We start from the raw sequence: 25,381 nt of genomic DNA on the forward strand, positions 1-25,381 counted from the left end.
TTCCAATGGTTGCTACAATTATGTAGGTGATGCAAATGAGTTTTGATTATTCTCTAATCGGCAAACGAATTAAACAAGCAAGAGAAGAACAGGGAATTACACAAGAGGTATTAGCTGAAAAGCTGGATGTCTCAAATGCATATATCAGTAAAATTGAGAGAGGGAAAACACCCATTAACTTGGATCGTTTATCTCAATTGTGCGTCATCTTGGATGAAACACCTGAATATATCCTCAGTGGAGCAAATAGCCATTCCTCCGATTACTTGCGAAATGAAATTATTCTTTTATTAGAGAACTGCTCTCCTGAAAAGATTAATTTGATTATGAACATCATTAAATCAATTGTTGAATTCAAAGAGAAAAAATGAGAAATGTAAAAAGAAGCATGGCTACTAAGCCAATGCTTCTTTTTATTATCTCCACCATGCTACACTGTAATTGTCAATTCCATCTATATTTGCGATTTGCCCAAGCATCGGTGTAACAATATGTGTATCAGACTGATCCCTAGCTACCTTCAGCAGCCTTTCAATTGGTTCCTTCCAAGGATGAAAGGCAAGGGTGTAAGCCCCCCAATGAATAGGCAACATCACTTTACCTCGTAGATCATGGTGTGCTTGGAGACTTTGCTCAGGGAACATGTGCATGTCCTTCCATCTAGCGTCATATTGTCCACATTCAATAAGTGTTAAGTCAAAGGGGCCATACTTTTCACCAATTTTCTGGAATTGGGTCGCACTATATCCACTATCCCCACTAAAGAAAATATTATGATTTTTCCCTTGTACAACCCACGAGCTCCATAACGTCTTATTTTTCATTCCAATTTTTCTTCCAGAGGTATGCCTAGCTGGTGTAGCGATCAAAGTAATATGATCCAGCATTTCACTTTGCCACCAATCCAGCTCTTTAATTTGTTCTGCGGGAATACCCCATTTTTTAAAATGGCAACCTACGCCAAGTGGCATCACAAATAGGCCCACCTTGTGCTGTAGCCCCATAATCGTTGGATAATCTAAATGATCATAATGATCATGTGACAACAATACAACATCTATTGGAGGTAACTGTGTTATTTGCGTTATAAAACCTTGGTTATACCGCTTTGTCCCAATCCATGGTAACGGTGCAGGTGCATCACTAAAGATTGGATCGATTAATATCCGTTTCCCATCAATTTGAAGCAGGACAGTAGAATGACCATACCAGACAACATAATCCTGTTGTTGATTATACTCTGGTGCTGTACTTAAATGAACGGGTAAGGCTTGCTGTGGACGCAGCTGAGGTATAGGACGAGCAATGTCGTAGCAAGTGCTTATAGCTCCACTTACCGTAATTTCTTTTTTATACGGCTGTGCATTTACAAAAGCATCGTTTTGTAGACGAGGGGATGCTTGATATTGGTTTAAATCAGTATGAGATAATTTCCCCCCAAGTCCACACAAATAATCTTGAAACCACATTTGATCCTAAGCACTCCCATCTAGCACAATGTTATACAATGTAATCTCAAACTGCTGATGGTCTAGTTTCCCAAATTACCTAAAAATTTATTCCTGTTCAAACCTTATCTATTTTCAAGGCGATCGTAGTCTCCATTTTTTCGAAAGATTTAGCTTTACGCCACTCTGTTCCATAATGTTTCCTACAAAAACCTTTAGCATAATGCTTATTTTCACAACCTTCTGCTATACACTTCCTCATAGGATAAATACGTTGGCGTCCCATTTCCCTCTCCTCCATAACAACATCTGCTATATTTTATTAGGTCGTGTCTGAAAAGTCATTCAAGGTCATCTGTTACCGCCTTTTCGCCCCCTACTTCGTTACTTTTCCTTGACTTACCCCCAGTAAGCCTGCGTAAAAGTGCCTTGTATAGATCGAAAATCCGCCTACATCTGCTCCTTGCTGACTTTTCAGACACTCCCTAGTCATGGAGTTTTATATCAGATCATTCTGAACAATTTCTGAACAAATTCTGAACATTCACAAAAAATTATGTCTTTTCAGAGGAACGTTAAGCCAAATTAAAATTATTAAAAAAATCTGTACCCACCTTAGTTATAGTAACTCCCCTATTATTCAGATTCTGAGTTATATAATTGTGTTCAATGCACATTTTAAAAAATGCTTTTCCCAAGCCACCTCCTAAATGAAACTTCCTCTCTGTCCAGTCAAGACAAGGCTTTACAAGAAGTCCTGCCGATTTTTGTGCTTGTGTCACATCGATATCAATTGAATGAAAAAAGCGTACTCCATCCGTTGTAAGCACGGCTTGATCATCTGCTAGTACTAAATAATTCATTTGGACTAAAAAATCAAAAAATTCAACTGCAATTTCTCCAGCTAAATGACAATAACAGCTCCTTCCACTTTTGAGCTCATAATATTCTTTATTTTTATTAAATGAGTTAATTTTTATAGTTGGACTAATATTCATTAAATTTTCAAGTAAATCTGCAATTTGAGGATTGGACAAGCGATAATACACATGTCTACCTTGCTTATAAAATTGTACCCACTTATTTTCCTCTAGTTTTTTCAAATGATAGGAGGTTGTGTGGTCTTTTACTTTAATAATTTGTGCAATCTCATGAACCGTATGAAATCGGCCATCCATTAAAATAGTAAGGATTTCTAGTCTAGATTTGTCAGCTAACATCTTTGTTGTGTGTAGTATGTTTGGTAATCCGTCCATTGTTGTTTCTCCTTACATATCGATGTGTATCGAGGTATAAATTTATTATACTAAAATTCGAGGTGATAACATGTTTAAAAAAATAGAAAAAGAAGGTTTTTATTATGGATTTCCAGTTGCATTAATGACGACACAAGATCCTGTAACTAGAGCTGATAATATAACACCTATTAGTTCAACGTGGACCCTAAGCAAATCAATTGTAATTGGACTTGGCTTGCACAATAAAGGGTATTTAAATTTAGAGACTGGACGCCATTTGACGTTAAATATTCCAGACAAAACATTATGGAGAAATGTAGAGTCTATTGCTAAAACAACAGGAAATGAAAGCATCCCTAGATACAAATTAGATGCTGACTATTCTTTTTGTGAAGATAAGTTTAAGCTAGGTCAGTTTACAAAATTACGCGGAGAAAGTGTTGTAACTGCAAGGATTAAGGAATGTCCCATTCAAATCGAAACAACTGTAGAAAATATAATGAAGCGAGAAGATTTTGCTATTATAGAATGTAAAATAGAAGGTATTTTTGTTCAGGAATATCTTCTATATGATCGCTCACACATTGATGTCGAGAAATGGCAACCGCTTATTTATAAATTCCGAGAATATTCAACCACTGAACAATCACTGGGGAAAAATTTTCGTTTTCAGGAATATTGTAAATAGGAGCACTTAACAACAATAAACAAGCCTACTATCCAAATTTAAGATAGTAGGCTCTATTAAAATTTCTAAAAATTCCCTAAAGTTTGCAATACTGCAAGCTGAGTGGAGTTTTGAAGGAACGTTGACAAGCAAAGCGTGCGCATTTAAACTCCGGATTCCATCCTCAAAATTACAGTTTAGGAATCCGGATTTAAGAGCGCTGGAAGCATCCTTCAAAACGTAACGAAGCTTCAGTAGCACAAACTTACTTAAAAATCAAACTTAAAATCATCATCCGTCAATTGCTCAACATGCATCGCACGTACATAACCATTTCCTTTTTTAGAGAAAAAGTCATGTTGTTTTGTGCGCGTATTGATGCCATTAAACACGATTGGGTTTACTTCTGGCTCATCGAATGGTGGCTCAAACCCAAGGTTCATAAATGCTTTGTTTGCGTTGTAACGAAGGAATGCCTTTACTTCATCTGTAAGTCCAATTGGATTATACAATTCCTCTGTGTAGGCTTCTTCGTTGGCATACAACGTATCAAACAATTGCTTAAACGTAGCATACAGCTCTTCTTGCTCTTGTGGATCAAATTGGTTATAGATTTCTTGCGCAAGCAAACCTACGTAGACACCATGAATACTTTCATCACGAAGGATCAAGTCAATAATTTCCCCACTACATGTCATTTTACCTTGTCCAGCTAAGTACAATGGATAAAAGAAACCACTATAGAACAAATAGGTTTCTAGTAGCACTGAAGATGCCATCGCTAGGAACAAATCTTTATCTGTCTTAATTTGATTATAATATTTAGAAATTTCTTGTGCCTTATATTGCAAATTAGGATGTCTTTCTACCCATGCAAATACAGCATCAATTTCTTCAGTCGTTGCAAGCGTCGTAAAAATACTACTATAAGATTTCGCATGAATTTGCTCCATCATTGCCATAAAGCCAAGCACTGCTTTACGCTGTAAGCCATCCACATGCTCCAGTATTTTAGGCATCCCTACGCCACCTTGGACGGTATCAAGTAAAGTCAGCCCACCTAACACCTTCATGTAGGTGTCACGTTCTGCATCACTTAACGTAATCCATGACATTTTATCGTCAGACAACGGAATTTCATCATCTGTCCAAAATTGCTGAATATTTTGATACCAAAACATATTAGTAAAATCATCATCGGGCCGATTCCAGTTAACGGCTTGGATGCTGTTAGTCATTATTACTTGCCCCTTCCTCATACTACCTTCACATTACACTGAACAGCTAATGCACTCTTCCACCGTCAGACGATTGGTACGTGTATAATAAAGTGATTTCAAGCCTTTACGTGCAGCATACACATAGTAACGCGCTAGCTCTCTTGTTGTGACATCACTATTGACATGCAGAACTGTAGAGACACCTTGGTCAATATGCTGTTGAATCTCAGCGATAAGATCAAGCACCTTGAACTGATTCATTTGATAAGCAGATTTATAGTAGAAAAAGTTTTCTTGATTCATATACGGCATCGGATAATAAGTAGTTGAGTTCGCGTACGTACGTGTCTCAATCTGCTCCACAATTGGCATTACACTAGAAGTTGCATTTTGTACATAAGAAATACTTTGTGTTGGTGCAATCGCCAAACGATACGCATGATAAAGACCATGCTCCTGTACTTTTGCCTTAAGCTCTGCCCACTCTGCTGGCCCTGGAATGTCCATACCCTCAAACAAGGATTTTACCTTTGCACTTACAGGTGAGAAATCTTCAGATAAATAACGATCAAAATAAGTGCCTTTGCTATATTCAGACTTTTCAAAGCCTTCAAACGTAATCTTATGGTCACGTGCAATTTCCATACTTTTTTCAATGGAATAAAAATTCATCATCATAAAGAAAGTACGCGCAAATTCCTTCGCTTCATCACTTTCAAATGCAATTTTATTTTTAGCAAGATATCCATGCAGGTTCATCGCACCAAGACCTACGGAATGCATCTCACGGTTTGCCTTAGCTACTCCTGGCGCATTAGCAATATTGGTCATATCACTTACAGAAGTTAAACCAACGATACCTTCATGCACAGATTCCCGAATTTTTTTCATTTCCATTACATTTACGATATTAAGGGATGCTAGGTTACAGCAAATATCTCTACGGATAATATCCTCTTGATCGTAGTTCGTAATATCAGACGTTTCTTGCAGCTGGAAAATTTCGGTACATAAATTAGACATTTTAATTGGACCGATATCCTTTAAAGCATGAGCAGAATTCGCATTACTTTTGTTCATAATGTATGGATAACCAGACTCTAGCTGGATCGTTGCAATTTTAGTTAACATATCACGAGCGCTCATAATCGGTTTTTTACGAACACGAGGATCAGCTAACAGCACGTCATACATTTCATCCAAATCCATATCATCCAAATGCGTACCATAAGCCTTAAACACACTATAAGGCGCAAATACATGTAACAGTTCGTTGTCTTCAGCTAATTTATAAAAGCGGTTTGGCACAATTAAGCCAATAGACAAAGTCTTTAGACGCGTCTTTTCATCCGCATTAATTTTTTTACTGTCAAGTAGTTCCAGTACATCCCAACCAAAAATGTTGTAGTAGCCCGCACCTGAACCTTTACGTTGGCCCATTTGATCGGCATAGGAGAAGGAATCCTCAAGCAACTTAAGTACTGGCATAATACCTTTCGCTGCATCTTCTACGCCTTTAATGCTTTCACCACGTCCACGTAGCTTGGATAGGTTCACTGCCACACCACCGCCAATTTTGGATAATTGGAGGCATGTACTAATAACATAGTTAATCGAATTTAAAGAGTCGTCCATTTCAAGCAGGAAGCAAGATACCATTTCACCACGTCTACTCTTACCTGCATTTAAGAAGGTAGGTGTAGCAGGCTGTAAGCGTTGCTCCATCATGGATACTGCAAGCATTTTTGCCGTCTCATAGTTACCTCTACCTAAATGTAGGGCTACGGTTGCTACACGATCAGAATAATGCTCTAAGTATTTGGCGCGATCGTTTGTTTTAAGCGCATAGTCAGTATAAAACTTCGATGCTGCCATATAGGATTGGAATTTAAAGTTATAATCACGGGTTAATTGGTAAATTTCCGTTACTTGCTCTGATGTGTAACTCTCATACAGATTTTCGTAGTAATCATTGTCAATCATATATTTAATTTGTGAAGCAATACTATCAAACTTCACGCTTTTTTGCTCAACCTCGTTCATAAACGCTTCTACTGCTTCGGCATCTTTCTCTAATTGGAAAAAGCCTGCCGAGTTCCGTTGCATAATCAGGTTATTTAATTCAATATGTTGCAACCCGGCTCACCTCTCTCTCAAATAATAGGGCATCGTTTTTAGTTCCTGCCATCTCAAATTTGCTAATAATCGGCACATGATAACGTTCCGCAATTAAATCTGCACTTCTACCAAATTTATTGCCCCAATTTCGGTTTCCGCTCGCAGCAACTCCAAGCATGTGCTGATAATTACGCTCCAAAAACGCCCGAACGCGCTGAGGAACCTCCCCAAATCCCGTTGTATAAGTTACAAGCACAAAAGGCTCATCCACCTTCATCTGCTCATCAATTTGAATCGCTGGAAGGCTCAATTTATTGATGAATCTCTTTACATTTCCCGTCTTGGAATCGTACGCAATCAGCATGGCTCTAGCTCCTTTTCTATCAAAATATATATACGTTTTAAGCTTTAATTTATTTGTATGTAACAATAGCTATAACGCTATATATTGTATTGCATCTAATAATCTAAACCAAGATGTAGTGTTTGTCAATCTATCAAAAGCCTAGAAAGGAGAAAAAATAGTGCTGAAAATCCCGAGACATATTGATTTTAAAAGCTTCTAAAAGTTTTAAAATTTTTATTTAGAAATGTTTTTAGTCGAAGAAAGAAAGGCAGAGAAAAAACAGCCGGAACCGGCTGCTTAAAATTATAGAAGTGGGTCTCACATTTACTCAAAATAAGCAAGCGAATTTTATTATAGCATATCAAAACGAGTTGTGTCGTAAAATATATTAAATTTAAATTGTATCCCATCTTTTTTCGTATTTTTGTAATTTTGAAGGAATAGAGGACATCGGCTCAGACACAATTAATCGTACCTTAGTGATCCATTCCTCAAAGGAAGGATAGGACACAAACAACTGGCTATAGTAAGGTGACATATAAATAAAATGGGGTGCAGCATATTTTGTCGTTAAATGTCTAAATGCCGCTTCCATAGGCGTATACTTTTTACGCTTTTCTTCCCACAGCTCAATGCCTAGATCATATGTATCTGGTAATTGCTGCATCCAATCCTGTAACCTTTGCTCTCTTTTATAAAAACGATCCACCCTTTTATTACTATCCATTCTTCTTACTGTTTCCTCATGTAAGGGGTAAAGGATCAATTTTTTAAACTTGTGCTCCCTAACATAGTTAAGTGCCACACTAAGTAGTTCATCAGTTGTATACTGAAAGTCATCGTAATAGATGACAGTCCCCTTCCTGTCAGGCGTAGCTAGTGTTGCTCCAAAAGGAATCATCGTTTGCTTCCTTGCCATCCTCAGGCTCCTTCCTTACTAACTTTCTACTTTTAACTTTAATTAAGTTAGACTAAATGATTTTTACAAAATACTTCAAGTTCTGCAAGCTCATCATCCTCAAGCTCAAAATCAAGATATTTACGACTATTTCGTTCGAATAGCTCATACTTAATAATCCCTTCATGCTCCGGGGTAATGCTATAGATTGCACGGATATATACCCCTTGCTCAGAGTAAAGCTCGTCCTCCTCATCAACAGCAATATCGACCAGAAACTCATATCTTTCTCCTGTCAGTATGCCAAAAGGGTCCTTTACTAATTCAACACTGTATTCAGTAATAGTTAACATATAAAATATCCTCTCCAAGTTCAAGTTTTAACATTCCTACTATACCATACAAAATAAATTTAACTAAAAATGATGTAGTTATAGAATCAATAAATTAGGCAACCCTACAAAAAGGGAGTTTCCCTAAGACCTACTAATACAGTCAAGGAGATGACACAGATGAAATACAGCTCAGAAGATAAGCTTCGGAACAAACGAGATGACGCAGGTGATTCGTTAGCAGAAAAAAAGAAAATGAAGCAAGGGGTCGATATCGAACCCGAAGCAGACGAATGGGTTGCTAAACCAACCGGGTATATTGACCCAGACCATACGACTAAAAATTAGTAAGTCAAGCTTCACCTAAATATATTGTCGTAAAATCGGTTAAAAAAGATTAAAACGCCGCCAATGCAATGAGTTAAATCAACTTCATGCATTAAGCGGCGTTTTAATCTAAACTGCATTTTGAGGCTTAGGGTTCCATTTATATTCCAGTAAATATTGATAAGTCATAATACATACCGCTGACCAACACCCACTAATAAAATAACCACCAACGACATCACTTGGGAAATGGACACCTAAATAAATACGGCTTACGCCAATAATTACAATTAAGAAGGCGCTAACTAGAATGGTGAGTACCCTTGAAAACGTGTTAGGCATATGCTTCCATATCAAAAAGGCAATTGTAAAATACAAAGTGAAGGCAGCCATAGAATGCCCACTAGGAAAGCTATAACCCGTCTCTTCTATTAGTCTGTGTAGCGTTGGACGCTGGCGCGAAAATTTTACTTTTAACAAAACATTGAGGAGCACTGAGCCTGAACCTGAAATCAGAAATAACCATAACTCCTTACGATGTTTGAGTCCAAAAAATAAAAAGAGCATCGTTATTATTGAAATGACGAGCACCTGACGTGTGCTTCCAAGCCAAGTAAAAAATAACATCACCTGCGTAAGCGGTGGTGATTCCATGCCTTGAATGGTGCTGATCACAATATTATCAAATGAACTTACCCATGAACTATGTATATTTATTGCAATTGCACTAAAAATAAAAATACAGCCAATCGCTACCATGGTCCAAATTGCTGAAATATACATTTTCTTTTCTTTTTTCATCTTACTTTCTCCTCATCCTATCCTCTATCTAGTTGTATATCCATTCTAACAATTTTATTGTTCCATGTTACACGCATTTTACACACATCTCAACTTTTTGCACTCTGATGCGACAATATGAAAGGGACACCTCTGTCAAAGAAGCATCCCTTTCCAACTACTATTATGACTTAAAAACCTTCACCCGCTCAGCTAACGGCTTGTATTCTTTTTCCCCTGGTGCAGCAGTTGGTTTGCCAAAAGGCATCTGTGCTCTTAATTTCCACGAAGCAGGAATATTAAATTCATTTGCCACCGCTTCATCAATAAGTGGATTGTAATGTTGTAATGACGCTCCTACACCTTCATCTGACAATGCCGTCCATACTACATATTGAAGTATGCCCGATGCTTGATCAGACCAAATCGGAAAATTATCTGCATATAACGCAAACTGCTCTTGAAGACTTTTAATTACATCCTGATCCTCAAAAAACAATACTGTACCACGTCCACTTTGGAAGGAAGCTAGTTTTTCTTCCGTTGGTGTGAAGTTTGCTTCAGGCACCACCTTTCTTAGCGCTTCCTTTACAATTACATTCCAGAACTTATCATGCTGGGCACCAAATAAAATAACAACACGCGAGCTTTGGGAGTTAAATGATGTTGGAGAATGTAAAACCGCTTCACCCACAAGCTCTTCTACACGTTCGTCAGGAATAACAGCATCCTTGCTTAACCCATAAATACTGCGTCTTTCCTTCACTGCTTTTAAAAACTCACTCATATTAGTTAACTCCTATTCAAATATTTTTTGGCACTACTAATTGATTGTTACCATCTAGCACATTTCATACACATTTTTTAATTTTTCTTAAAAGATGAAATACTAAGCCTAATGGGTTATAATGGAAATATTAAATTGTTTTGGGAGTGTTTAAATACAGTGCCAAGAACAAAAATATTTATTAGCTCTGTTAATCAGGATGGCTTAAAGTCTCTCCGGAGAAACGCATTTAGACAGCTGACAGCATTAGGACATGAACCACTGATGTGGGAGGAAAATCTGGGGCCATGGCCGGCTCACAGTGACCCAATTACACAATGCCTTGAGGCAGTTGAACAATGCGACATTTATTTATTATTTTTAGGAAATAAAGCAGGAACCTATGATCCCATTGCCCAAAGAACAGTGACCCATATGGAGTTTATTAAAGCCCATGAGCAAGGCAAAACCATTTTAGTATTTGGTGATGTAGAATTAAAGTCACTATTTTTTGGTCAAGTTAAACCCATTATTGAACAATTTGTAGAGCAATCGATTGCAAAGCAAGAAAGATTCCCAAGCCCTCTGCATATAATGAACAAATTAAGTGCCACTGCCGATGTACCTTCTCATGTTGATGCTTATGTATGGTATTTTCTTTATGACATGCTGATGCGAAAGGTATACATCGATGACCTTAGCTTAGGTGTTCCGATTGATTGGGGAGCATATTTTAGTGATTTATTAAGAAGAGGTTCACTTCTCTTACCACTGGAACCATTCATTGAGGATAACACGACACGACTTGAGCAATTTGATGAGGCTTTTGATATTCTAAGCGGACTTATACCTGAAATCGAAATTAGTAGCTTAAAAAATGCAAATCGTTTTTTAGATTCATTGGTCTCTCGCCTACAGGGTGGAGTGATTGAGCAAAACTACGGCCCATATATGTCTGAAAAAGTAGGCTATTATGAAAACTGTAGCGGTGCTACCTTGTATCGCTTTGAGGCTGAACCTTCGAAGCTTGTACTCGTCGCCGCTGCTGGAGATGCTAAAGGTCCTGACATCTACGAGTTAGACAATCAAAGCTCATATGCTGTCCTAACCTATAACATGGGTGATCAAGAAGAACAAATTTTTTATAAAGAATCAAAGGCAATGTTTTATTATTGCATCAGAATGGGTAAATATGTATTAACATTACATTTTCCATGTAATCCAGCTTGGGATTATGTGATGTTTATCCACTACAAAGAATATGCAAATCATGCTATACTTAGTAAAAATCCACTAGTAATACAATTCATTAAACTTTTTCTAGGAGGGGTTACATCATGAGTGCTGGCGTTTTCGTATCTATAAATGGAATAGTGTCTAGAGCAAAAGGTTCTCAACCAAAAGATGCATTACTTTTCGCGCCCACCCAAAAAAATTCCTCCCAAATTGTTCGCGATCAGCGTATAGCAATGAAGCAGGCTAATAAACAGATCAAGGACCGATTTGCTCAGGCTAATAAAAGAGCTTAACTTTAATTTATTTAATGTCATTAATTAATTTCACTTTGGGTATATGATATTCTAATTACCAATGAATTTAATTTTTTGAGCTGACCTTTATGTAATGTAAGGGTTGGCTTTTTTTGATTTAATTTGGATCAAATGAGTGTTCCTTTGTCTAAAAGAGTAAGACTTGGTTTTATCACCTATGAACTTTATAATAGATAAGGGTTATATGTTTAAAGCACAAAAGGAGTTGACTCATTGTTATGCCATTCCATCGCGTACTCATTATGGTGGCTGTTGAAGCTGAGCGTGAAATGTTACTAGAAGTCGCCAATCCAAGGGTACAAATTGAGGTTCAACTCGCAGGAGTAGGACCTATTGCGGCTGCAACCAATACTGCAATCCAACTAACGAAGCAGCGTTACGATCTTGTTATTAGTGCAGGTATCGGTGGAGGTTTTAACTCCAAAGCTCACATAGGAGACTTAGTCATAGCAAATACAATGATTAGCGGGGATTTAGGTGCCCAAAGTGAGGATGGCTTTCTTTCATTAGACAAGCTAGGCTTTGGTACCAACTACATTTCTACTCCTGAAGGTTTAGCTACACGTATATATAATGCCTTATCTGCTTCATCATCGCTTGAGACTTGTGTACATATCGGAGATATTATTACACTTTCTACAGCAACAGGTACATTAGCCACTGCACAACAATTAGCAAGCCGCCATCCTAACGTTTATGCAGAGGCAATGGAAGGCTTTGGTGTTGCTTATGCTGCTAATCAGGCAGGCATTCCAGTGATTGAATTACGTTCAATTTCTAATATGGTAGGTCCTCGTCAACGTGATAAGTGGGACATCCCAACTGCACTACGTACATTAAAGCAAATATGCTCAACTTTACCGGAGGTACTATTACAATGATAAATATTGCATTTTCTCCCTGTCCTAACGATACATTCATTTTTCATGCTTGGGTACATGGTCTAATTCAAGATGCACCACAACTCGATGTGATGTATGCGGATGTGGATATTACTAACAATATTGCCACCAATCCAAATGAATCAAGCCCTGATATTATGAAAATTTCATATGCGGCATTACCTTGGGTGCTTGATAAATATACGTTGCTGCCCTGTGGAGGCGCATTGGGAAGAGGTTGTGGTCCACTTGTGCTTACAGCAGAGCAATGCACGCCACAATATTTATCGGGCCGAACGGTAGCTGTACCAAGCGAACGCTCTACTGCTTACTTATTGTTTCGGCTGTGGGCTGCAAAACATGTTCCACATGGGATTGGAAAAATTATCGTCATGCCATTTGAAAAAATTATGCCTGCCGTTCAGCGTGGTGAGGTTGATGCGGGACTTGTCATTCATGAAGCAAGATTTACTTATCCCTCGTACAATCTAAATATGTTAAGTGATCTTGGTAGCTGGTGGGAAGAAGATACTGGATTACCAATCCCACTTGGAGCAATTGTAGCTAAACGTGGTATGAACACAGTAGAGATTAATAATTGGATAAGACAATCCCTCGATTACGCGTGGAAGTTTCCTGAAGCATCAGAAGATTACATTATGTCCCATGCACAGGAAATGTCTCATGAAGTTACAAGGGCTCATATTGAGCTTTATGTGAATCAATTTAGCTATGACCTTGGTGAGGAAGGCTACGGAGCAATCAAAGCACTATTAGGTAGGGCTGCTCAAGAGGGCTTACTTCCTGCCATAGACCTTAGTAAACTTTAATTAGCCCGTTAAGCTTGTAGACTTTGAGACTTTGACTTAAGACTCAGCCAGCATAAATAAGCGCCTGATTCGCGATTAACTAGCTGTCAGGCGCTTAAATTGTTTACTACCTACTCAACATCTATTGATGGTTAACCAAACCGTTTGCGATAACCACATTTACGACATAACTCCTCCACTGCTTCACGACGAGAAAAACCATCATAAATACGAGTTGCACGTTCTCCTTCAATAATTTCAGCAAAGGGCTGCTTATGTACATTCCCTAATCCAAGCACACCTTCACCATCCAGACAGCAAGGAATGACAGTCCCATCTACTAAAATCCCCGCTTGATTACGTAAGGCATGACAAAAACCAATTCCATCATCTTCAGGTGCATTTAGACTTGGCCAATCAAATTCAATATCTTGATTTAAATAAATACGTTCTGCGATTTTTAAGCCATTTCCTGGAATGACCTGTTCCTCGATATAATAATCAAGACCAAACTCCTGCTCAATTATAGATAATGTTGCTCGATTTCGGCTCCGTGCAAGATTACTTTGATTATCTCTTTGTAAATTCCATAGACGGAAGGACACGATCAGATCACTAGTGGCAACTGCCTCCTTCACAAAGGATAAAATATGACGTAAATAACCTTCACGATCCTGTGATCCTTCGTGTCCATCAAAACTATGCAATGAAAAGTTGATTTGTCTTAATGCAGGTTTTCCCAAAAGCTTATTTCGGTTTTTTTCTATTAAAGTTCCATTGGTTGTTATGTTCACCTTAAAGCCTTTGTCATGGCTAACATCTAGCAGCTGATCGATTTTTGGGTGTAGCAATGGCTCACCTTTAACGTGAAAATTAATATAATCAGTGAATGGCTTCACTTGATCCAATATATGAACAAATTCATCGAGCTGAATAAATTGTGATTTTCGTTCTGTTGGAGGACAAAAACTACAAGCCAAGTTACAAATACTTGTAGTTTCGATATAAAATTTTTTGAATTTCTTTTTCATAATTCTCCTATCCTATGTGTGAAATATATTTAGTATTATTAATTATTAATAAGGCTCCATCTTGAAATCAGTACTTGACAAGCACCACATACTAGCGGAGGGACAGAGAGATTATGAAGATTGTCTCTTAAAATCAAATTCCATTCCTATACTTACTCCAATAAAAAGGAATATGATTTTAACAACAATCGTAAGAACTCTCTGGATTGTAGCTTCTTACCTCCAGTCGTTGTCAAGTTCTGATTTATAAATAGAGCCTTTAATAATGTGATGAATATCAACAAAAGTGTATCATTTGTTTCATATAGATTCAACGCATGACTAAATTTCAATTTGAAATGAGACAATTTCAACAGTTATCGGGGTTCCGATCGCAATAATATCATCATCTCCTAGAAACAGAGTTAAATTAGTAGGATTAATTGTAGACAATCGTCCTTCCTGCATCAAACCATTAATATATACATTAATAAAATGACTTTGATCTAGTCCTTCAAAGATGACAGTAGGTTGCCCTGAATCATTACTGAATTGCGTACTAGGCAAATTACTAATACCTTGCAGGAGAGTATCAGGATAATAAAAATATCTTCGTGCGGTGGATAAAAGAGTAACATTTCCAACCGAACCTGTTGGGCCCGTTGCACCTGTCGCTCCTTGTACGCCTGTTGCTCCCGTCGCTCCCTGTAGACCCGTGGATCCCGTCGCTCCTTGTAGACCCGTGGATCCCGTCGCTCCCCGTAGACCCGTGGATCCCGTCGCTCCCTGTAGACCCGTGGATCCCGTCGCTCCCTGTAGGCCCGTGGTTCCCGTCGCTCCCTGTAGGCCCGTGGACCCTGTCGCTCCCCGTAAACCCGTGGATCCCGTCGCTCCCTGTAGACCCGTGGATCCTGTTGCTCCTTGTAGGCCCGTGGATCCCGTTGCTCCCTGCAAACCCGTGGTTCCCGTCGCTCCCTGCAAACCCGTGGATCCCGTCGCTCCCTGTAGACCCGTCGATCCCGTCGCTCCCTGCAAACCCGTGGATCCCGTCGCTCCCTGCAAACCCGTGGATCCCGTCGCTCCCTGCAAACCCGTGGTTCCCGTCGCTCCTTGTAGACCCGTGGATCCTGTCGCTCCCCGAGCTCCTGTTGCACCTGTTACTCCCTGCACACCCTGTGCGCCCGTTGCTCCCGTCGATCCCGTGGACCCCGTTGCTCCCCGCAATCCTGTTGCCCCTGTTATCCCTTGCACACCTTGTGGACCTTGCGGCCCCGTTGCTCCGGTTGCACCAGTAACTCCTGCTGTTGAATCTGCAGACATTAAAATCACATTATCAATTAAAATACCGCCTACTGATGAGCTTGGTGGGGACAAACTAAAAGATATCTGTGCCAGGCTACCTCCAACGGGTACAACGGAGGTTACTGCTTCAAAGGTCTGCCATTGTGAATTAACGAATATGCCTGGTGGAATAACTAAACTTAAACCAGTACCTAAGTATGTTAATTGATTATTAAAATAGTTTACTGTAATGACTACGACTGGATTTACACTTATTGCTTGATTTTTTGTTAAGGAGACAGATAAATATAAACCTTCCCCTGCTGTAACTCCTACTATTTGCTGTAAAGATGCTGCTGGTGAGCCACCTAGAAGCTCTACACTTTGAATGCCCGTCTTTTTCACTGGATTTAGAGTTGCATTCACAGAGTACCATGATGTGAAACCTGAATCAAAATTAGGATTCAATATTCTGTTTGATAATTGAGTTACCACAAAATCACCTCTCTTTGCTTCCATATATGCTAATCGCTAAACCAAAGCCGTTTATGTTGAGAGGAATATACTAAAAGTTTATCTTTTGAGTGTTAACATACTGATATTAAATGGCTAGCTTATATAGTTTATTCATATTTAAATAATTTGAGCCTAAAAATACTACAGACAAAAATTTTTCAAACAAATTTTTAATCATTATTTCAATTACACATAGAAATTATATGTATGGCACATATCCAACTCCATCCTTCACAACTTTAGACAAAGCACATCTCTTAGTTAATGTGCTCAAGCTCTAACAAATTTTTTTGTCGAAAGGAGGTATTGGAGCTTCCTTTAATTTCTATGCTCATAATGAGTTATAAACCATATTTAATATAGTTAGACAAAGATTAATGAAAATGCCGTTTCCAAATAGTTTGAAAGAGCATTAACTATAGTGAACATGCTAATAAATCATAGTCTATGTTCGTAATAGAATTCCAATTTAGTTATATCTAGTTGGGTTCAAACTATTAAAGGAGTTGGGTTATTTATGGCTGTTGTTAAACCGGTTTACACTGCAATTGCAACACAACCTGTTGCTACCGGAGGTGCTGTGACTACTACAGTTACCCCTGTTGTTTCGAGATTGCTAGCTTTTATTACTGCTGACATGATTGGTGCAACTGACACTACTATTCCTGCTACAAGCTTTGTAGATGATGCAGGCGTAGCTGTTACTACACTTCCAACCATTACTGCGGAAGACTACTTTGACGTATATGTCAACGGAATACCACAACAAGCATCATTATCCACATTGACAACAGCAAACCTCGTATTAGACGATACTACAATTGGTGTAGGCGTTCCTATTTTACTCATGGTTACTAACTTCCAAAGCTCAAGCTCAACATTATCTACACCACCAGTAATTTCTACGCCGACAATTACAATTAGCTAAGGTTCCATAAATGTAATAAATATAATCAAGTTTAATAATGAAGCATTATAACCAAGAAAGTCTCCAAGATTTTTTCATTCTTGGAGACTTCTCATTTATACTTTTTTTATTCCATGCTTATAAATACCTACTTGTTGAGCAGAATAAATACCTTGATGACCAGAAAACAAATAACTCACTGCACAAGCAATAAAAATATATAAAACAGCATCTCCACCAAACAATTCAACGCCCATAAATATACAAGCTAAAGGAGTATTTGCGGCTGCTCCAAACACCGCAACAAAACCAAGTCCCGCTAAAAATGGCGCTGAAATTTGTAGCAGAATAGATAATGTATGGCCAAGTGTTGCCCCTATAACAAACAAAGGAGTCACCTCCCCACCTTGAAATCCACTTCCAAGTGTAATGACAGTAAATAAAAATTTCCAAACAAATGAAAATGGATTGATTTCACTTTCAAAGGCATCACTTAATAGTGGCAAGCTAAGCCCTAAATAATTTCGACTCCCAATAATGAAAACTAAAGCAATGATTATAATACCACCAACGACACTTCTCCACATATAGTGCTGAAAAAATGAAGCAAATAACTGCTTTATTTTATGTAGTAGTCTACTAAACATCATCGCAACAAACCCAAATATAATTGCTGCTGTTACAACCTTCAGTAATACTAATCCTGATATTGGAGGAATGACACCTAGACTATAGTGCATATGCCCAACCCCCCACAAGTAAATCACTGTAAAATGACCGGTCAGACTAGCAATAAGACAAGGAAATAAAGCCTGATAAGTCATCATACCAATCATAGATACCTCTAATGCAAATATAGTGCCTGCTAGTGGCGTCCCAAATACAGCACCAAAACCAGCACTAATGCCACACATTAATAAAATACGGCGATCCTGTTTGTTTACTTTAAATGCTTTCCCTATTCCTTCTGCGATACTCCCACCAATCTGAACTGCAGTACCTTCTCTTCCCGCAGAACCTCCAAATAAATGAGTAACTAAAGTAGCAAACCAAATTAAAAAGCTCATACGTAAAGGGACAACTTCCTGTCCATCCCCAATGCTCTCTATAATAAGATTGTTTCCTTTGCCACTATTACCACCATATACATTGTATACATAACCAACAAGCACACCGCCAATTGGCAATAAAAATAATAACCAAGGCATTGTCATCTGCCAAGTTGTGACTTGAGCTAAACTGACTAAGAAACCGGCACATGCACTACCAACCAACAAGCCAACTATGCTGCTAAGCCATAGAAATTTAACAAAAAAAGTAAAAGATAAGCGATAGTTATTCATTAAGATCATCTCCATAAATAGGCACGCAACCTGCCTGCCTCCTGCATAGAATAATATCAAATTTATAGAAAAAGGTGATTGGATTGGCTAATTTCCGTCAAGCGTACCAGTTAAAAAGCAGAATTGCTAAACATATATTAAACCGACCTGATGTGCAAGGTGTAGGCGTTGGTTTAAAAAAACCAGGTTCACCAGAGCAAGGTGCAGCTGTCATCATCTATAGCACATCTGTATCAGCAACAAAAACAAATAAGAAAAAATCCAAAAAAATAAATCCACCATCATTAGAAAGGCTAGCTCGAAAAAGTGGTGTCCCTATTCGAATTGTAAAATGTAGTAAGTTTGTTAAGCATAATTCGCCACTTGATGACCAGTACAGGTCAAAAATCCGCCCACTTATTGCGGGCTATAGCGTTGGAACAAAAGACGGATCTGGTACTGCTGGCCTTATTGTTTCTTGTAATAATAAGAAAGGCTCCAAATATATTTTAAGTAATAATCATGTTTTAGTAAATGAAAATACAAGAAAGCCGTCTTTAACACTCCAACCCGGTGCCGCTGATTTAGGGATTCCCAAAAAAGATGCAATTGGCTGTATGAATCGGTTCGTTAGATTAAAAAAAAGAGGTGTTAACTATATTGATGGGGCAACCTCTAAACCATTTAGTCCAAGACTTGTAAAACCTGCTTATGCTGTATTTGGTAAAGTAAATGGTCATGTTCGCTCATATAAAGTTGGAGATTGCTTTAAGAAAGTAGGGAGAACAACAGGTCTTGTTCATGGGATTGTAGATTCTACACATACAGACATCCAAGTAAACTATGGCCCTTATGGTAATTTAGGAACTATTTTATTCAAAAATCAAAGTGTAGTTCGAGGTAGAAGACCTGTTTCCTTAGCTGGTGATTCAGGTTCCGTATGGCTTACTCATAAAGGAAACCGTGCAGCAGCGGTGAACTTTGCAGGCTCAGCAGACGGAAAAATGTCCATTTCCTATCCCGTTGAATGGTTTATGCAGGTTTTTAACACCTCTGTTGCAAATGGCTCACATAAAAAATGCCACCGTCGTCACAAAGTAAAGTCCCGCTACTTGCATACCGCTCCATTACCTAAGCATATATTACGAAAAATCAAGGTATTAACTCCAAAAAAATGCTGTAAAACGAAGTAATATCTATTGAATTCAATTAGAAAAGCCAAACCTACACAAATTAGGTTTGGCTTCAAATCATATAGTTTTATTCCATAAAGTCCTTTAATCGTTTACTACGGCTTGGATGTCTAAGCTTTCTTAAGGCTTTGGCTTCAATTTGACGAATACGTTCTCTCGTTACACCAAATTCTTTCCCAACTTCCTCAAGCGTTCTTGTCCGACCATCGTCAATTCCAAATCTTAAACGCAACACATTTTCTTCACGTTCAGTTAGTGTATCTAATACTTCTTCCAATTGTTCTTTTAGCAACTCATATGCCGCTGCTTCTGCGGGAGCTTGAGCCTCGTGATCTTCAATAAAGTCACCTAAATTAGAATCATTTTCTTCCCCGATTGGAGTCTCCAATGAAACTGGCTCTTGAGCAATTTTCATAATCTCGCGCACTTTATCTGGTGTCAATTCCATTTCTTTTGCAATTTCCTCAGGGGTAGGTTCACGCCCGATTTCTTGCAAAAGTTGTCTGGACACTCGAATCAGCTTGTTAATCGTCTCAACCATGTGCACAGGAATACGAATGGTTCTCGCTTGGTCTGCAATTGCACGCGTAATGGCCTGACGAATCCACCAAGTTGCATACGTACTAAACTTAAACCCTTTAGAATAGTCGAATTTTTCCACTGCTTTAATTAAGCCCATATTACCTTCTTGAATCAAGTCCAAAAAGACCATACCGCGTCCTACATAACGGCGAGCAATACTTACAACTAGACGAAGGTTCGCTTCAGCTAATCTACGTTTCGCTTCTTCATCACCTTGTTCGATACGACGAGCAAGTTCAATTTCTTCCTCACCAGATAAGAGCGGTACTCTCCCGATTTCTTTTAAATACATACGAACAGGATCATCAATTTTTATGCCTGGTGGCAAAGATAGATCATCTGTATAAGTTACTTCATCACGTTTCAATTCCTCTGTCATGGAAAAAACCCCCGCCCTAAAATCATTACTGCTACATCTATAAGAACTGTATAAACATTTGACAAAAAATTATAATTATGCTATTATGGCACTATATTATTTAATGCAATTTAATTGATATCGACTATCCGTCATTTTAACACAATCACTTGTTTTATACAAGTGATTTTTTTATTGGAATAAAGTCAATATACGTAGATTTTGTTCACTTTTTGGCTCTTTTTTATAATGTTTACTTTTAGGAATTGACTTATTCATCATACTAGGATATCACGCCAAGCTTTTTTGCCTGCTCCTCAGTTAAAATAAATTGCTCCTTTTCCCAAACCTCATCATCCTCAGTGATACCAAACATCAGCATAATTTCAGCCCAAATTCCTTTTTCCACAGCTTCCAGTTGTGTAATGATAATCTTCATATACATTCCCCTTTTGCTATGTGATTAAACATAACGGTTCACTTTTAGTTAATATCATTAATTATTTAGTCAATTAACTCTTGACCCTTTGTTTCTTTTCCTAAAAATAAAACAGCAAGTGCACCAATAATAATAGTCACAAAAAATATCCAAAAAATGTAACCCACACTTATTTTCCCAGCAACAAGCACCCCCACTAAATAAGGAGCAATGACACCACCTATGCGACCAAAGGAAGCGGCAAGGCCTACACCTGTAGAACGTACTTTCGTTGGATACAACTCCGGCGTATAAGCATACATCCCCCCCCAAGCACCTAAGTTAAAGAAGGATAAACTTATTCCAGCAGCAATGAGCATCCATTCTGTTGTTGCATTTCCAAACCAGACTGCACTAATCGCAGTAAAAACGAGATAAATAAATAAAACAAATTTTCGTCCAAATTTCTCAATAAAATAAGCCGCTGTAAAATAGCCTGGGAGTTGCGCCAACGTCATAATAAGTACATATTCAAAGCTTTTCACTAAACTAAAGCCTTTGAGCACCATAACAGAAGGCAACCATAAAAACATACCATAATACGAAAAAACAACCGTAAACCATAATATCCATAACATCACGGTCGAACGACGATGTTCTTCATGCCACACTGAAGCAAAGGATTGTCTGAAGCTTAGCTTCTTAACTACATTATACCCATTTTGCTGATTCAAAAACTTCGGAGAATCTTTAATGGCTCTACGTAAGTATAGTGCATATAACGCAGGTAATGCTCCAATCAGGAATGCCGCTTGCCAGCCGTAATCAGGAATTATGAAATAAGCAATTAATGCCGCCATAATCCAACCTGCTGCCCAAAAGCTTTCCAATAATACAACAGCTCTGCCACGATCTTGTGCAGGAACAGATTCAGATACGAGTGTAGAGGCAACAGGAAGCTCTCCCCCTAAACCAAACCCCGCAATAAATCTTAACACACACAAAACTGCGAAACTTGTCGCTGCTGCGGACAATCCACTGGCAATCGAAAAAATAAGCAAAGTCCACAACAATACATTTTTACGACCAAGCTTATCCGCCATAAAACCTGCAATTGCTGCTCCAAATGCCATGCCAATCGAATTTACACTTGTGAATAATCCTGTCTGCTGCGGAGACAGCCCCCACTTTATCGTCAAATCAGCAGCAATAAACGACAAAATCCCGACATCCATCGCATCAAACATCCAACTTAATCCAGCACTCATTAGCAGCTTACGTTCCTTTGGCTTCTTAAGCAGTTCAGCCACACTCACAATCCAGTACACCTCATTTTCTAGTATTCAATCTACTCTTCAAAAATAAACTTATGTAGCAATTTTAAGGCTAGGCTTGTTGTGAGCAAAAACAAATCCCAATAAGCATTCCAACGCTGTAATCATCCGTCCTGTGATTGTCTGAATGTATACTTCGACAATTTGTGCCAAATCTCCTGCTACTGCATCTTCAATAATTAAAGATTTAAAGTAACACTCCCTCCGTTCACCTCTAGCAGGCACAATGATATACCATTCCGAACATGATTACAACAACAATTTGATCCAAAGCCTAATGCAATATCCTGTACATCATGTCCAACTGATTGATACTAACAATTATTTAGGAACTGAAGTATAATGTTAAAATGTCAATATTTTTAGAAAGAAGTGTTGCCACAATTATGATTCATAAAAAAGACCGTACTCAAAAAATTTTTATTTTAGGCGCTTTATCTGCATTTGGCCCACTTTCCTTAGATATGTATCTTCCAGCTCTACCTAAGTTAGCTCAAGATCTACATACCACCGCTTCGGCTGTGCAACTCAGTCTTACATCCTGTCTCCTTGGACTTGCTCTAGGACAGATTGTAGCGGGACCACTTAGTGATGCCTTAGGTAGACGCAAGCCATTAATTGTTTCACTCATGATTTATGCCATCAGTTCATTACTATGTGTATTTGCACCAGATGTATTTCTTTTAGTGACGTTTCGATTTATACAAGGTTTAGCTGGCGCTGCTGGAATCGTGATTTCCCGCGCTGTTGTTCGAGACTTATACTCAGGTACTGAACTAACGAAATTTTATTCATCATTAATGCTAATCAATGGCGCTGCTCCTATCCTTGCTCCTATTTTTGGCGGACAGCTACTAAATTATGTATCTTGGCGTGGAGTATTTGTAACCTTAAGCATCATCGGCGTCCTCATGACAATTTCAGTTGTTTTAGGACTTCCTGAGTCATTATCAACAACGAAACGCCAATCTGGAGGATTGTCAGGAACACTAACTACCTTTGGTAAACTAATAAAGGATAAAAGGTTTATAGGCTACTGTTTATCCCAAGGTTTTGTTGCTGCAGCGATGTTTGCTTACATATCAGGCTCATCCTTTGTAATACAAAATCTTTATCATGTTTCTGAGCAGAACTATAGTCTCATTTTTGCAATAAACGGTGTAGGTATAATATTCGCTAGTCAAATTACAGGTAGACTTGCTGGTAAAGTGAAGGAGGCAAGATTACTTCTTATTGGTTTATCCGTTGCTGTAGTTGCAGCGATTAGCTTACTTTTTGTTATTCTAGCCCAAGGTTCACTGATCCTATTGCTTATTCCGCTATTTTTTGTTGTAGCCTCTGTTGGGATGGTAAGTACATCGACCTTTTCATTAGCTATGCAAACTCAAAATGAACATGCAGGTAGTGCATCTGCACTACTAGGGCTTGCACCGTATATATTAGGCGCTTCTGTCGCACCACTTGTTGGTTTAGCCGGTGACCATAATGCGCTACCAATGGGGATTGTCATTGTAAGTGCAGAAATCATCGCTATCCTCTGTTACCTCGTTATGGTGAAGTCTACTAAGCAACACGTTAAAGGATAAGCCTAAAAGTACTGCTGAGAGACTAGGAGAGATTAGAGAAATAATAGGAGTATTGACGCATTTATTGTACCAGTACTCCCTTTCCTATTTTCCAAACAAGCTTTTCATTAAAGTTGACCCCGCTATTAAACCAAACCAAAATTGTCCATCCCATTTTGTTGCCTGCTGATACAAGCTATGATAAGGCAGTTCAACATAAATATTAATGATGGGGTACACAACTAACAGCATACTAGGAATAAACACGATAAGAAACATTGGTTTGTGGAATTTTCTTCGTTTTGGCCATCCTTCAAACAGAGATAAATATGCTCCTAAAACTAGACCATAAGCAATCTTGGCGAGTATCATATAATTTATTTTGTGCAGCGCTCCACCATTTTGTTGTACATAATCTAAAAATTGATTTCCATAATACACGAGTAAGATTGCACCAATGATCCAAAATATATAATAACCGTATCCCCGCGATGATTTCACGCTAACCCCCCGTTCAATAACAATCCCGGTCCAGATGAATTTCTTCATAGCTAGTCCGGGACAAGTTTTTACTTCTTTATCTTCATTTCAATACTGCATTTAGAGCAAAACATAAATCTTATTAACTTTACTTTTAAAAGTTAAAATTATCTGGGTCTGAACCAAATCTTTTATTTTCATTTAATTTAGCTATTGCAGCAATATCCTCGGCATCCAATTGGAAATCAAAAATATTTGCATTTTCGATAATGCGATGTTCCTTAACAGATTTAGGAATGGTAACCACACCTAACTCAATATCCCACCGCAAAATAATTTGCGCTGTCGTTTTGCCATGCTTAGCTGCAATTTTCTTCAATAATTCATGTTCTAACAAGTTTCCTTGACCCAGTGGCGACCATGCCTCTACCTGAATATTTTTACTTTTACAAAAATCTCTTAATTGTTGTTGTGCTAACAACGGATGAAGCTCAATCTGATTGACCGCAGGAACTACCGTCGCATCCTGCAACAAATCATCCAAATGATGTACCTGAAAATTACTAACCCCAATCGCTTTTACTTTCCCCTCAGCGTACACTTTCTCTAAAGCACGCCAAGTTTCTTTATATTTACCTTTTACTGGCCAATGTATTAAATACAAGTCTAAATAGTCCAGGTTCAGCTTATGTAAGCTTTCATTAAAAGCTGCCAACGTTGAATCATAACCTTGATTACTATTCCATACTTTAGAGGTTACAAAAATATCTTCACGAGCAACAGTGCCTTCTGCAATAGACTCGGCAATCGCACGTCCTACACCTTCCTCGTTGTTATAGGCAGCCGCCGTATCAATGCTTAAATAACCATACTTAAGTGCGGCCTTTACAGTTTGTATCACTTCAGTTCCCTCTTTAGCCAAGAAAACACCTAGTCCAAGCCAAGGCATTTGTACACCATTATTCAAAGTAACCTTGCTGTTAAGTTTAAGCTCATTCGACATGCTTCATAGCCTCCTTTTGCAGTTACATTCCT

General features: G+C 38.4%; 29 protein-coding genes. 10 read left to right on the top strand and 19 right to left on the bottom strand.

Annotated features, from left to right (window positions below):
• Positions 1-35 precede the first annotated feature (35 nt).
• Positions 36-371 (top strand): helix-turn-helix domain-containing protein, encoded by a 336-nt coding sequence (locus tag ABE099_RS06855; protein WP_210087704.1) that lies wholly within the window; start codon positions 36-38, stop codon positions 369-371.
• Positions 372-416: 45 nt separating this feature from the next.
• On the opposite strand, the gene ABE099_RS06860 is transcribed toward ABE099_RS06855, so the two are convergent.
• The 3 genes from ABE099_RS06860 to ABE099_RS06870 form a co-directional block, all read right to left on the bottom strand.
• Positions 417-1,469 carry an MBL fold metallo-hydrolase gene (locus ABE099_RS06860; protein WP_430028690.1) on the bottom strand — a complete coding sequence of 351 codons (1,053 nt, stop codon included), beginning with the start codon at positions 1,467-1,469 and terminating at the stop codon, positions 417-419.
• A gap of 97 nt (positions 1,470-1,566) precedes the next feature.
• Entirely contained in the window at positions 1,567-1,710 is a 144-nt protein-coding gene (locus ABE099_RS06865) for a hypothetical protein (RefSeq protein ID WP_430028693.1), read from the bottom strand.
• A 313-nt stretch (positions 1,711-2,023) separates the two neighbouring features.
• Positions 2,024-2,704: an ArsR/SmtB family transcription factor gene (locus ABE099_RS06870; RefSeq protein ID WP_430028695.1), complete on the bottom strand. Its 681-nt coding sequence runs from the start codon at positions 2,702-2,704 to the stop codon at positions 2,024-2,026.
• A 70-nt stretch (positions 2,705-2,774) separates the two neighbouring features.
• Between ABE099_RS06870 and ABE099_RS06875 the strand changes: the two genes are divergently transcribed.
• A complete protein-coding gene (locus ABE099_RS06875; RefSeq protein WP_430028697.1) occupies positions 2,775-3,374 on the top strand; it encodes a flavin reductase in 600 nt (199 codons plus the stop codon).
• A gap of 248 nt (positions 3,375-3,622) precedes the next feature.
• Here ABE099_RS06875 and nrdF read toward each other — a convergent pair whose 3' ends face one another.
• From nrdF to ABE099_RS06900, 5 genes are all read right to left on the bottom strand, one after another.
• Complete coding sequence (nrdF, locus tag ABE099_RS06880; protein WP_430028699.1) at positions 3,623-4,591, bottom strand: class 1b ribonucleoside-diphosphate reductase subunit beta; 969 nt, start codon at positions 4,589-4,591, stop codon at positions 3,623-3,625.
• 33 nt (positions 4,592-4,624) lie between these two features.
• A complete protein-coding gene (gene nrdE / locus ABE099_RS06885) occupies positions 4,625-6,709 on the bottom strand; it encodes a class 1b ribonucleoside-diphosphate reductase subunit alpha (protein ID WP_430028701.1) in 2,085 nt (694 codons plus the stop codon).
• A complete protein-coding gene (gene nrdI, locus ABE099_RS06890) occupies positions 6,696-7,055 on the bottom strand; it encodes a class Ib ribonucleoside-diphosphate reductase assembly flavoprotein NrdI (RefSeq protein WP_430028703.1) in 360 nt (119 codons plus the stop codon). Before nrdI ends, nrdE begins: the two co-directional genes overlap by 14 nt.
• A gap of 376 nt (positions 7,056-7,431) precedes the next feature.
• Positions 7,432-7,956 carry a hypothetical protein gene (locus tag ABE099_RS06895; protein ID WP_430028705.1) on the bottom strand — a complete coding sequence of 175 codons (525 nt, stop codon included), beginning with the start codon at positions 7,954-7,956 and terminating at the stop codon, positions 7,432-7,434.
• Between the two features lie 47 nt (positions 7,957-8,003).
• The gene (locus tag ABE099_RS06900) at positions 8,004-8,288 is read right to left on the bottom strand and encodes a DUF6509 family protein (protein WP_430028707.1); all 285 of its coding nucleotides are present in this window, start codon (positions 8,286-8,288) and stop codon (positions 8,004-8,006) included.
• A 159-nt stretch (positions 8,289-8,447) separates the two neighbouring features.
• Here ABE099_RS06900 and ABE099_RS06905 point away from each other — a divergent pair, with 159 nt between their 5' ends.
• Entirely contained in the window at positions 8,448-8,615 is a 168-nt protein-coding gene (locus ABE099_RS06905) for a hypothetical protein (protein WP_430028709.1), read from the top strand.
• Between the two features lie 108 nt (positions 8,616-8,723).
• On the opposite strand, the gene ABE099_RS06910 is transcribed toward ABE099_RS06905, so the two are convergent.
• Both ABE099_RS06910 and ABE099_RS06915 read right to left on the bottom strand, forming a co-directional pair.
• Entirely contained in the window at positions 8,724-9,395 is a 672-nt protein-coding gene (locus tag ABE099_RS06910; protein ID WP_430028711.1) for a phosphatase PAP2 family protein, read from the bottom strand.
• Between the two features lie 163 nt (positions 9,396-9,558).
• A complete protein-coding gene (locus ABE099_RS06915) occupies positions 9,559-10,161 on the bottom strand; it encodes a nitroreductase family protein (RefSeq protein WP_430028713.1) in 603 nt (200 codons plus the stop codon).
• Positions 10,162-10,320: 159 nt separating this feature from the next.
• Here ABE099_RS06915 and ABE099_RS06920 point away from each other — a divergent pair, with 159 nt between their 5' ends.
• The 4 genes from ABE099_RS06920 to ABE099_RS06935 all read left to right on the top strand — a co-directional run bounded on the left by ABE099_RS06920 (position 10,321) and on the right by ABE099_RS06935 (position 13,401).
• Positions 10,321-11,481: a DUF4062 domain-containing protein gene (locus ABE099_RS06920; protein ID WP_430028714.1), complete on the top strand. Its 1,161-nt coding sequence runs from the start codon at positions 10,321-10,323 to the stop codon at positions 11,479-11,481.
• Positions 11,478-11,669 (top strand): hypothetical protein, encoded by a 192-nt coding sequence (locus ABE099_RS06925; RefSeq protein WP_210087715.1) that lies wholly within the window; start codon positions 11,478-11,480, stop codon positions 11,667-11,669. Before ABE099_RS06920 ends, ABE099_RS06925 begins: the two co-directional genes overlap by 4 nt.
• 239 nt (positions 11,670-11,908) lie before the next feature.
• On the top strand, positions 11,909-12,571 hold the full coding sequence (locus tag ABE099_RS06930) for a futalosine hydrolase (RefSeq protein ID WP_430028716.1): 663 nt from the start codon (positions 11,909-11,911) through the stop codon (positions 12,569-12,571).
• Positions 12,571-13,401, top strand: coding sequence for a 1,4-dihydroxy-6-naphthoate synthase (locus tag ABE099_RS06935; RefSeq protein WP_430030516.1), 831 nt, complete (start codon positions 12,571-12,573; stop codon positions 13,399-13,401). The genes ABE099_RS06930 and ABE099_RS06935 overlap by 1 nt, the downstream gene beginning before the upstream one ends.
• A gap of 131 nt (positions 13,402-13,532) precedes the next feature.
• Here ABE099_RS06935 and ABE099_RS06940 read toward each other — a convergent pair whose 3' ends face one another.
• Both ABE099_RS06940 and ABE099_RS06945 read right to left on the bottom strand, forming a co-directional pair.
• Complete coding sequence (locus tag ABE099_RS06940) at positions 13,533-14,411, bottom strand: radical SAM/SPASM domain-containing protein (protein WP_430028718.1); 879 nt, start codon at positions 14,409-14,411, stop codon at positions 13,533-13,535.
• Positions 14,412-14,732: 321 nt separating this feature from the next.
• Positions 14,733-16,190, bottom strand: coding sequence for an NTTRR-F1 domain (locus ABE099_RS06945; protein WP_430028720.1), 1,458 nt, complete (start codon positions 16,188-16,190; stop codon positions 14,733-14,735).
• Positions 16,191-16,704: 514 nt separating this feature from the next.
• Between ABE099_RS06945 and ABE099_RS06950 the strand changes: the two genes are divergently transcribed.
• Positions 16,705-17,115, top strand: a complete 411-nt coding sequence (locus ABE099_RS06950; RefSeq protein WP_430028722.1) for a DUF4183 domain-containing protein — start codon at positions 16,705-16,707, stop codon at positions 17,113-17,115.
• Positions 17,116-17,210: 95 nt separating this feature from the next.
• Here ABE099_RS06950 and ABE099_RS06955 read toward each other — a convergent pair whose 3' ends face one another.
• Positions 17,211-18,437, bottom strand: a complete 1,227-nt coding sequence (locus ABE099_RS06955; RefSeq protein ID WP_430028724.1) for a voltage-gated chloride channel family protein — start codon at positions 18,435-18,437, stop codon at positions 17,211-17,213.
• An 83-nt stretch (positions 18,438-18,520) separates the two neighbouring features.
• On the opposite strand from ABE099_RS06955, the gene ABE099_RS06960 reads away from it, so the two are divergent.
• On the top strand, positions 18,521-19,609 hold the full coding sequence (locus ABE099_RS06960; protein WP_430028726.1) for a hypothetical protein: 1,089 nt from the start codon (positions 18,521-18,523) through the stop codon (positions 19,607-19,609).
• Positions 19,610-19,676: 67 nt separating this feature from the next.
• Here the strand turns inward: ABE099_RS06960 and rpoD are convergent, their stop codons facing one another.
• From rpoD to ABE099_RS06980, 4 genes are all read right to left on the bottom strand, one after another.
• Positions 19,677-20,570, bottom strand: a complete 894-nt coding sequence (gene rpoD, locus ABE099_RS06965) for an RNA polymerase sigma factor RpoD (protein ID WP_210087722.1) — start codon at positions 20,568-20,570, stop codon at positions 19,677-19,679.
• 262 nt (positions 20,571-20,832) lie between these two features.
• Complete coding sequence (locus ABE099_RS06970; protein WP_430028728.1) at positions 20,833-20,988, bottom strand: hypothetical protein; 156 nt, start codon at positions 20,986-20,988, stop codon at positions 20,833-20,835.
• A 65-nt stretch (positions 20,989-21,053) separates the two neighbouring features.
• Complete coding sequence (locus tag ABE099_RS06975) at positions 21,054-22,235, bottom strand: MFS transporter (RefSeq protein WP_210087896.1); 1,182 nt, start codon at positions 22,233-22,235, stop codon at positions 21,054-21,056.
• A gap of 99 nt (positions 22,236-22,334) precedes the next feature.
• The gene (locus ABE099_RS06980) at positions 22,335-22,526 is read right to left on the bottom strand and encodes a hypothetical protein (RefSeq protein WP_430028731.1); all 192 of its coding nucleotides are present in this window, start codon (positions 22,524-22,526) and stop codon (positions 22,335-22,337) included.
• 161 nt (positions 22,527-22,687) lie between these two features.
• On the opposite strand from ABE099_RS06980, the gene ABE099_RS06985 reads away from it, so the two are divergent.
• Positions 22,688-23,887, top strand: coding sequence for a multidrug effflux MFS transporter (locus ABE099_RS06985; protein ID WP_430028733.1), 1,200 nt, complete (start codon positions 22,688-22,690; stop codon positions 23,885-23,887).
• 84 nt (positions 23,888-23,971) lie between these two features.
• Here ABE099_RS06985 and ABE099_RS06990 read toward each other — a convergent pair whose 3' ends face one another.
• Positions 23,972-24,367 carry a hypothetical protein gene (locus ABE099_RS06990; RefSeq protein WP_430028735.1) on the bottom strand — a complete coding sequence of 132 codons (396 nt, stop codon included), beginning with the start codon at positions 24,365-24,367 and terminating at the stop codon, positions 23,972-23,974.
• A 133-nt stretch (positions 24,368-24,500) separates the two neighbouring features.
• Positions 24,501-25,349 (bottom strand): aldo/keto reductase, encoded by an 849-nt coding sequence (locus ABE099_RS06995; RefSeq protein WP_430028737.1) that lies wholly within the window; start codon positions 25,347-25,349, stop codon positions 24,501-24,503.
• Between the last annotated feature and the right edge of the window lie 32 nt (positions 25,350-25,381).

The sequence above is a fragment of the Paenibacillus turicensis genome (assembly GCF_050461185.1).
GTDB lineage: Bacteria > Bacillota > Bacilli > Paenibacillales > Paenibacillaceae > Fontibacillus > Fontibacillus turicensis_A.

Excerpts from the sequence above, each read along its gene's own strand:
- ABE099_RS06905 (WP_430028709.1), top strand. The coding sequence starts at position 8,448 with ATGAAATACAGCTCAGAAGATAAGCTTCGGAACAAACGAGATGACGCA.
- ABE099_RS06875 (WP_430028697.1), top strand. The coding sequence starts at position 2,775 with ATGTTTAAAAAAATAGAAAAAGAAGGTTTTTATTATGGATTTCCAGTT.
- ABE099_RS06895 (WP_430028705.1), bottom strand. The coding sequence starts at position 7,956 with ATGGCAAGGAAGCAAACGATGATTCCTTTTGGAGCAACACTAGCTACG.
- ABE099_RS06925 (WP_210087715.1), top strand. The coding sequence starts at position 11,478 with ATGAGTGCTGGCGTTTTCGTATCTATAAATGGAATAGTGTCTAGAGCA.
- ABE099_RS06940 (WP_430028718.1), bottom strand. The coding sequence starts at position 14,411 with ATGAAAAAGAAATTCAAAAAATTTTATATCGAAACTACAAGTATTTGT.
- ABE099_RS06870 (WP_430028695.1), bottom strand. The coding sequence starts at position 2,704 with ATGGACGGATTACCAAACATACTACACACAACAAAGATGTTAGCTGAC.
- ABE099_RS06910 (WP_430028711.1), bottom strand. The coding sequence starts at position 9,395 with ATGAAAAAAGAAAAGAAAATGTATATTTCAGCAATTTGGACCATGGTA.
- ABE099_RS06865 (WP_430028693.1), bottom strand. The coding sequence starts at position 1,710 with ATGAGGAAGTGTATAGCAGAAGGTTGTGAAAATAAGCATTATGCTAAA.
- ABE099_RS06945 (WP_430028720.1), bottom strand. The coding sequence starts at position 16,190 with ATGGAAGCAAAGAGAGGTGATTTTGTGGTAACTCAATTATCAAACAGA.
- nrdI (WP_430028703.1), bottom strand. The coding sequence starts at position 7,055 with ATGCTGATTGCGTACGATTCCAAGACGGGAAATGTAAAGAGATTCATC.
- nrdF (WP_430028699.1), bottom strand. The coding sequence starts at position 4,591 with ATGACTAACAGCATCCAAGCCGTTAACTGGAATCGGCCCGATGATGAT.
- ABE099_RS06995 (WP_430028737.1), bottom strand. The coding sequence starts at position 25,349 with ATGTCGAATGAGCTTAAACTTAACAGCAAGGTTACTTTGAATAATGGT.
- ABE099_RS06955 (WP_430028724.1), bottom strand. The coding sequence starts at position 18,437 with ATGAATAACTATCGCTTATCTTTTACTTTTTTTGTTAAATTTCTATGG.
- ABE099_RS06930 (WP_430028716.1), top strand. The coding sequence starts at position 11,909 with ATGCCATTCCATCGCGTACTCATTATGGTGGCTGTTGAAGCTGAGCGT.
- ABE099_RS06900 (WP_430028707.1), bottom strand. The coding sequence starts at position 8,288 with ATGTTAACTATTACTGAATACAGTGTTGAATTAGTAAAGGACCCTTTT.
- ABE099_RS06950 (WP_430028722.1), top strand. The coding sequence starts at position 16,705 with ATGGCTGTTGTTAAACCGGTTTACACTGCAATTGCAACACAACCTGTT.
- ABE099_RS06985 (WP_430028733.1), top strand. The coding sequence starts at position 22,688 with ATGATTCATAAAAAAGACCGTACTCAAAAAATTTTTATTTTAGGCGCT.
- ABE099_RS06855 (WP_210087704.1), top strand. The coding sequence starts at position 36 with ATGAGTTTTGATTATTCTCTAATCGGCAAACGAATTAAACAAGCAAGA.
- ABE099_RS06975 (WP_210087896.1), bottom strand. The coding sequence starts at position 22,235 with ATGAGTGCTGGATTAAGTTGGATGTTTGATGCGATGGATGTCGGGATT.
- ABE099_RS06970 (WP_430028728.1), bottom strand. The coding sequence starts at position 20,988 with ATGAAGATTATCATTACACAACTGGAAGCTGTGGAAAAAGGAATTTGG.
- ABE099_RS06915 (WP_430028713.1), bottom strand. The coding sequence starts at position 10,161 with ATGAGTGAGTTTTTAAAAGCAGTGAAGGAAAGACGCAGTATTTATGGG.
- rpoD (WP_210087722.1), bottom strand. The coding sequence starts at position 20,570 with ATGACAGAGGAATTGAAACGTGATGAAGTAACTTATACAGATGATCTA.
- ABE099_RS06860 (WP_430028690.1), bottom strand. The coding sequence starts at position 1,469 with ATGTGGTTTCAAGATTATTTGTGTGGACTTGGGGGGAAATTATCTCAT.